The sequence below is a fragment of the Citrobacter sp. wls826 genome (genome assembly GCF_005281245.1).
GTDB lineage: Bacteria > Pseudomonadota > Gammaproteobacteria > Enterobacterales > Enterobacteriaceae > Citrobacter > Citrobacter braakii.
Map to the genome: position 1 here is coordinate 165559 of NZ_SZWS01000024.1, position 6294 is coordinate 171852.

Genomic DNA, 6294 nt, shown 5'->3' on the forward strand with positions numbered 1-6294 from the left:
TCCAGCCGACGCGTCAGGGTTCGCGCAACGTGCAGTTGTGCCGATGCCAGATTTTTCCCCGGAATAACAAACTCTTTGAGCGGGCCGCTTTGCGCCATATTGCGGTCAATAAGCTGCTCCAGCGCCTGAATATCCTCTTCGCCAATACGCTGTTTTAAGCGTGTGAGTCCTTTCTGATCGCTGGCGAGTTCCGCCCCCAGTACGAACAGCATCTTCTGCATAGCGTGCAATTCCTGGCGTAGCTCGGCCTGGCGCGTGCTGGCATAGCAGACGCCAAGCTGGGAAATCAGTTCATCCACCGTGCCGTAGGCCTCAACGCGGATGTCGTCTTTATCGATACGGCTGCCGCCAAACAGCGCGGTCGTGCCGTTATCGCCGGTTCGGGTATAGATGCGGTACATTTATTTTATCTCGCTGAAGGGAAGAACTTTAACCAGTTGACCGGCATTGGCGCCGAGCGTGCGGATCTGTGCTGTCCCGGCGCGGGTATGCCCGCAGACCAGCGCCCGATCCTCGGGCAACTGGGCATGGGTTAAGGCAATATCACCGGTGGCGTTGAGACCGAGACCCACGCGCAGCGTCGAACTTTTGGCCGCCAGTTTGCCGAGCGCCAGCGCGCAGTCATGATCGTCGCAACAGATTGCCCGGCAGGGAACGCCTTGCTCTTCCAGCCCCCAGCACAACTCGTCAAGCACGCGAGTACCCTGCCAGCGTGAGTGATAAAACAGGTGTACGCCCGGTGATGAAAGTAACATTGCGCCCCCTGCGTTATCAGAATGCCTGACGGAAGATCTCGGCAATTTCTTTCTCGTTCCCTTTGCGCGGGTTGGAGAAGGCGTTGCCGTCCTTCAGCGCCATTTCCGCCATATACGGGAAATCGGCTTCTTTGACGCCCAGATCGCGCAGATGCTGCGGAATACCGATGTCGGCGGAGAGGCGGGCAATAGCATGAATGGCCAGCTCGGCGGCATCCATGGTGGAGAGTCCGTCCGTGTTCTCGCCCATAAACTCTGCGATGTCGGCAAATTTTTCCGGGTTAGCGATCAGGTTATAGCGTGCCACGTGCGGCAGCAGTACGGCATTCGCCACGCCGTGCGGCATGTCGTAAAGACCGCCAAGCTGATGCGCCATCGCGTGAACGTAGCCGAGGTTGGCGTTGTTGAAGGCCATACCCGCCAGCAGGGAGGCGTAGGCCATGTTCTCGCGAGCTTTCAGGTTGCTGCCCAGCGCCACGGCCTGACGCAAGTTACGGGCGATTAGGCGGATCGCCTGGATAGCGGCAGCGTCGGTGACCGGGTTGGCATCTTTGGAAATGTAGGCTTCCACGGCGTGGGTCAGGGCGTCCATCCCGGTGGCCGCAGTCAGTGGAGCTGGTTTGCCGAGCATCAGCAGCGGATCGTTAATAGAGACCGACGGCAGGTTGCGCCAGCTGACAATCACAAACTTCACTTTGGTTTTGGTATTGGTCAGCACGCAGTGGCGGGTGACTTCGCTGGCGGTACCGGCGGTGGTATTCACCGCAACGATCGGCGGCAGCGGGTTGGTCAGGGTTTCAATCCCGGCATAGCTGTAGAGATCCCCTTCGTGAGTCGCGGCGATACCGATGCCTTTACCGCAATCATGCGGGCTACCGCCGCCAACGGTAACGATGATGTCGCAATGCTCTTTCCGAAAGACCTCCAGGCCGTCGCGCACGTTGGTGTCTTTGGGGTTTGGCTCAACGCCGTCAAAAACCACGACGTCAATACCGGCTTCACGCAGATGTGTGAGGGTTTTATCTACCGCGCCGTCTTTAATCGCCCGCAGACCTTTATCAGTGACCAGCAGCGCTTTTTTACCGCCCAACAGTTTGCAGCGTTCGCCGACCACGGAAATAGCATTGGGGCCAAAGAAGTTCACATTTGGCACCAGGTAATCAAACATACGATAGCTCATAATATACCTTCTTAGATTTAAATTATAATTCAGAGAAACAATTCAATGCGGTTTCTGCTAATAATCTGTCTTGTTCGACGGTACCGCCACTTACGCCAACGGCACCGATTACTTTGCCGTTTAATATGACAGGTAAACCGCCGCCAAAAATAACAATTCGTTGTTGATTGGTGAGCTGCAAGCCATATAGAGAGGCACCTGGTTGTACCGCATCGGTAATTTCATGGGTACCCTGTCGCAGGCAGCAGGCGGTATAAGCTTTATTAAGAGAGATATCACAGCTGGTGACAAACGCGTCGTCCATACGTTGCATTAGCAGCGTGTTCCCGCCGTGATCCACCACGGAAAACACCACCGCAACGTTGATTTCAAGCGCTTTAGCCTCGACGGCCTGCGCCATTTTCTTTGCAGCCGCCAGCGTAATGGTGGCGATTTGTTGGCTCTTATTCACAGTCTCTCCTGAAAAGGTTGTAGGGCTGAGGTCACGAAAATATCGCGCAACAGCTATTTTTATCATTGGCTTTATCTTATTTTCTCGCCCCGCGTTATTAAGTCAATAGGGTGGGAATTTCAAAAATATTACGTTCAGTTTCCTGTTGTGGCGTTTATTGATAATGATCATTTAACCTCGTCACAATTCACGGCGAATATTCCTGAGCCGCGTTTCAATATGAAACGATGGTTTTTTATTACGTACCAAATTGGAACGAAATTAATTTTATTTTTTTATTGTCCTGCTCATTTAGAGTTCGGCTATTGCTGATGAAAGGCGAATGCCGGGTGTTGTGTCCCCGGCAATACGGCCCGGCGTCCCTATTTTTTATCTTTTGAGTCCATAAACTATGAGAAGATCAAAACGATTCGAAGTGCTTGCCCAGCGGCCTGTAAATCAGGATGGGCTAATTGGCGAATGGCCTGAAGAGGGGCTGATCGCAATGGAAAGCCCTTACGATCCGGCTTCGTCGGTGAAGGTGGAAAATGGTCGTATTGTTGAGCTGGACGGCAAGAGCCGCGCCGAGTTCGACATGATTGACCGGTTCATTGCCGATTACGCGATTAACGTGCCCGAGGCCGAGCGCGCCATGCAGCTCGACGCGCTGGAGATCGCCAGAATGCTGGTGGATATCCACGTCAGTCGGGAAGAGATCATTGCCATTACGACTGCCATCACCCCGGCGAAAGCGGTGGAGGTGATGGCGCAAATGAACGTGGTGGAGATGATGATGGCGCTGCAAAAAATGCGCGCCAGACGCACCCCCTCCAATCAGTGCCACGTGACCAACCTGAAAGATAACCCGGTACAGATTGCTGCCGACGCTGCTGAAGCGGGGATCCGTGGCTTTTCCGAACAGGAAACAACGGTCGGGATCGCCCGCTATGCGCCGTTTAACGCCCTGGCGCTGCTGGTGGGGTCCCAATGCGGTCGCCCCGGCGTGCTGACGCAATGCTCCGTTGAAGAGGCCACGGAGCTGGAACTGGGAATGCGCGGGCTAACCAGCTACGCCGAAACGGTGTCGGTATATGGCACGGAGTCGGTGTTTACCGATGGCGATGATACGCCGTGGTCAAAAGCGTTTCTTGCCTCGGCGTATGCTTCTCGTGGTCTGAAGATGCGCTACACCTCCGGCACCGGCTCGGAAGCGCTGATGGGCTATTCCGAAAGTAAATCGATGCTTTATCTGGAGTCGCGTTGCATTTTTATCACCAAAGGTGCGGGTGTACAGGGGTTACAAAACGGCGCGGTCAGCTGTATCGGCATGACCGGCGCTGTGCCGTCGGGGATTCGCGCGGTGCTGGCGGAAAACCTGATTGCCTCGATGCTCGACCTTGAAGTGGCCTCCGCCAATGACCAGACCTTTTCCCACTCCGATATTCGTCGTACTGCCCGCACCCTGATGCAGATGCTGCCGGGCACCGACTTTATCTTCTCCGGCTATAGCGCGGTACCGAACTACGACAACATGTTTGCCGGGTCGAACTTCGACGCTGAAGACTTCGATGATTACAACATTCTGCAACGCGATCTGATGGTTGACGGGGGCCTGCGTCCGGTCACGGAAGAGGAGACAATCGCCATCCGCAATAAGGCCGCGCGCGCCATTCAGGCGGTGTTCCGCGAACTGGGCCTGCCGCTGATTAGCGATGAAGAGGTGGAAGCCGCCACTTACGCTCACGGCAGCAAAGATATGCCCGCGCGCAATGTGGTGGAAGATTTGGCTGCCGTGGAAGAGATGATGAAACGCAATATCACCGGGCTGGATATCGTCGGCGCGTTGAGTTCCAGCGGCTTCGAAGACATCGCCAGCAATATCCTCAACATGCTGAGGCAGCGTGTTACTGGTGATTATCTGCAAACGTCGGCCATTCTGGATCGTCAGTTCGACGTCGTCAGCGCCGTTAATGACATCAACGATTATCAGGGACCCGGCACCGGCTATCGCATCTCTGCCGAACGTTGGGCGGAAATTAAAAATATTGCGGGCGTGGTTCAGCCCGGCTCGATCGAATAAGGCGGTACACAGTGGAATGCACAACTGAACGTAAGCCGGTTTTCACCTTGCAGGTGAGCGAAGGCGAGGCGGCTAAAGCGGACGAACGCGTGGATGAAGTCGTGATAGGCGTCGGCCCGGCCTTTGATAAGTATCAGCACAAAACATTGATTGATATGCCGCACAAAGCGATTTTGAAAGAACTGGTTGCCGGCATTGAAGAAGAGGGCCTGCATGCTCGGGTGGTGAGGATTCTGCGCACCTCGGATGTTTCATTTATGGCATGGGATGCGGCAAATCTCAGCGGTTCTGGCGTCGGGATTGGTATCCAGTCGAAAGGAACCACGGTGATTCATCAGCGCGATCTGCTGCCTCTGAGCAACCTTGAGCTGTTCTCTCAGGCTCCGCTGCTGACGCTGGAAACCTATCGCCAGATTGGTAAAAACGCCGCGCGCTATGCACGTAAAGAGTCGCCTTCGCCAGTGCCAGTGGTTAATGACCAGATGGTACGCCCCAAATTTATGGCCAAGGCCGCGCTGTTTCATATCAAAGAAACCAAACACGTGGTGCAGGATGCTGCGCCTGTCACGCTGCATATTGCACTCGTAAGGGAATGACCATGAACGACAACATCATGACCGCGCAGGATTATCCATTAGCGACCCGCTGCCCGGAGAAAATCCAGACTCCTACCGGCAAACCGCTAACCGAGATTACCCTTGAGAATGTGCTGGCGGGCCGCGTAGGTCCGCAGGATGTGCGTATTTCTCAGCAAACGCTGGAGTACCAGGCGCAGATTGCCGAACAGATGCAGCGTCACGCCGTGGCGCGTAATTTCCGTCGTGCGGCGGAGCTTATAGCAATCCCGGATGCCCGTATTCTTGAAATTTACAACGCGCTGCGGCCGTTTCGTTCTTCGTTCGCCGAGCTTCAGGCCATTGCCGATGAACTGGAACATACCTGGCATGCCACGGTGAACGCCGGGTTTGTCCGCGAGTCGGCAGAGGTGTATCTGCAGAGAAACAAGCTGCGTAAAGGCAGCCAGTGACGGAGGTTATATGCCGTTAATTGCAGGGATTGATATCGGCAACGCCACCACCGAAGTGGCGTTGGCGCAGCATGGCCGGTTTATCTCCAGCGGGATTGTCGCTACGACCGGTATGAAAGGCACACGGGACAATATTGCCGGGGTGGTGGCCTCCCTGCAGCAGGCGCTGAATAACACCCCGTGGTCGCTTCAGGACGTGGCGAAAATCTGCATCAACGAGGCGGCACCGGTGATTGGCGATGTGGCGATGGAAACCATCACTGAAACCATCATTACCGAATCAACAATGATTGGGCATAACCCGCAAACGCCCGGCGGCGTTGGCGTGGGAATGGGAACCACCATCGCCGTGGAGAAGCTGGCGGCGTTGAGTGAAGATCGGTTTGCCCAGGGCTGGATCCCACTGGTCGGTGAGGAGAGGGATTTCCTCGAGGCGGTTTGGTTTATCAATGAGGCGCTGGATCGCGGGGTCAACGTGGTAGCGGCGATCCTGAAAAAAGATGATGGCGTGCTGGTGAACAATCGTCTGCGTCGAACAATGCCGGTGGTAGATGAAGTCACCCTGCTGGAGAAGGTGCCGGAAGGTGTGCTGGCGGCGGTGGAAGTGGCAGCCCCAGGACAGGTGGTGCGTGTGCTGTCGAATCCTTACGGCATCGCGACCTTCTTTACCCTGACGCCCGAGGAAACGCAAACCATCGTCCCCATCGCCAGGGCGCTAATTGGCAACCGTTCCGCCGTGGTGCTGAAAACCCCGCAGGGTGATGTGCGCTCAAGGGTGATCCCGGCGGGTAAGATCTTTATCCGCGGCGAAAAGCGTGGCGG

General features: G+C 55.6%; 7 protein-coding genes and 1 pseudogene. 4 read left to right on the forward strand and 4 right to left on the reverse strand.

The window, feature by feature from the left end:
- The 4 genes from FDW87_RS05845 to FDW87_RS05860 all read right to left on the reverse strand — a co-directional run.
- Positions 1-401, reverse strand: a 401-nt coding sequence (locus FDW87_RS05845) for a cob(I)yrinic acid a,c-diamide adenosyltransferase (RefSeq protein WP_252363032.1), incomplete at its 3' end; no start/stop codon positions are given.
- Positions 402-755 (reverse strand): glycerol dehydratase reactivase beta/small subunit family protein, encoded by a 354-nt coding sequence (locus tag FDW87_RS05850; RefSeq protein ID WP_019077738.1) that lies wholly within the window; start codon positions 753-755, stop codon positions 402-404.
- Between the two features lie 16 nt (positions 756-771).
- Positions 772-1935 (reverse strand): 1,3-propanediol dehydrogenase, encoded by a 1164-nt coding sequence (gene dhaT / locus FDW87_RS05855; RefSeq protein ID WP_016157511.1) that lies wholly within the window; start codon positions 1933-1935, stop codon positions 772-774.
- Between the two features lie 22 nt (positions 1936-1957).
- Positions 1958-2386 (reverse strand): heme-binding protein, encoded by a 429-nt coding sequence (locus tag FDW87_RS05860; protein ID WP_049040241.1) that lies wholly within the window; start codon positions 2384-2386, stop codon positions 1958-1960.
- Between the two features lie 391 nt (positions 2387-2777).
- Here FDW87_RS05860 and FDW87_RS05865 point away from each other — a divergent pair, with 391 nt between their 5' ends.
- The 4 genes and pseudogenes from FDW87_RS05865 to FDW87_RS05880 form a co-directional block, all read left to right on the forward strand.
- Positions 2778-4445 carry a propanediol/glycerol family dehydratase large subunit gene (locus FDW87_RS05865; RefSeq protein ID WP_016154580.1) on the forward strand — a complete coding sequence of 556 codons (1668 nt, stop codon included), beginning with the start codon at positions 2778-2780 and terminating at the stop codon, positions 4443-4445.
- An 11-nt stretch (positions 4446-4456) separates the two neighbouring features.
- The gene (locus FDW87_RS05870) at positions 4457-5041 is read left to right on the forward strand and encodes a propanediol/glycerol family dehydratase medium subunit (RefSeq protein WP_049040242.1); all 585 of its coding nucleotides are present in this window, start codon (positions 4457-4459) and stop codon (positions 5039-5041) included.
- 2 nt (positions 5042-5043) lie between these two features.
- A complete protein-coding gene (locus tag FDW87_RS05875) occupies positions 5044-5472 on the forward strand; it encodes a diol dehydratase small subunit (RefSeq protein ID WP_047358662.1) in 429 nt (142 codons plus the stop codon).
- Between the two features lie 10 nt (positions 5473-5482).
- A pseudogene (locus tag FDW87_RS05880) lies at positions 5483-6294 on the forward strand (diol dehydratase reactivase subunit alpha); the annotation flags it as partial.